The sequence below is a fragment of the Candidatus Symbiothrix dinenymphae genome, assembly GCF_001431085.1.
In genome coordinates this window covers 1-829 of record NZ_BBRU01000128.1, presented here as the reverse complement: position 1 = coordinate 829, position 829 = coordinate 1, and the positions used below count along the sequence as shown (strand labels likewise).

At 43.9% G+C, this 829-nt stretch carries 1 protein-coding gene; it reads right to left on the bottom strand.

The features are described from left to right. Positions 1-140: 140 nt before the first annotated feature. A partial coding sequence (locus tag ASC50_RS02040) for a LysM peptidoglycan-binding domain-containing protein (protein ID WP_158648286.1) occupies positions 141-829 on the bottom strand: 689 nt, incomplete at its 5' end.

Genomic DNA, 829 nt, shown 5'->3' with positions numbered 1-829 from the left:
GTTCAAATCCACCATGTAGGTATTTCCAACCTTCCTTTCTTGCGCCGTCACGCCATGACAGGCGCAAAATTGCATCTCTTTCAGTTCTAAATGTGACATAATTTTTCAATATATTTTGCACAAAAGTAGTGATTTTTTTTTCATTTGCTCTTTGGAATCTCCAAAATCTGCCCTATTCTCAAAAAATCGCTGTTCAATTTATTTGCCTGCATGATGGCTTTTACTGTTGTGTGGTATCGGAGAGCTATTGCAAAAAGAGAGTCGCCGGGCTTTACTTTGTATGTGGTTGAGGGTCTGAAATCGTCGGCATGCTTTTTGAGAATGTCGGCATAATCTTTCATTGGGACGGTGTGTTGTTGAATAGTTGGATTTTGTTTTACAAGTTCGATTGTGTTTTTGATGGACGAGTACAAAAAACTGCCTTTGGCGTCATAGCCTTTGGCTGTCAGATGGATGCAGTCGGGTTGTGCGTAACCGGCATTGTACCAGTCGCGTATGGAATGTAAGCCGCCGGATAAATCGTACCAATTCCAAAACATCGCATGCTCCGCACGCGCAACAGAGGCTACCAAATCGCGAAATTTCGGTCCTGCGGTGATGTATCTGCCGTGGCGAAATAAGTCCTGTGTGGAGGTCAGGATGATGAGCATTTCCGGATTGACATCTCGTAATGTCTTGATTATCTGACTAATGGTGGGTGGAAGATTTGCCTCTACCGTATTGTAATACAAAATGTCGTTTGTGCCAAAATCCACCACAGCCACGTCCGGATTTAGCAATTTTGCCTGTTCCGGCAGTTTATCGAGATAGAGCCTAGAGCGCATTGAGG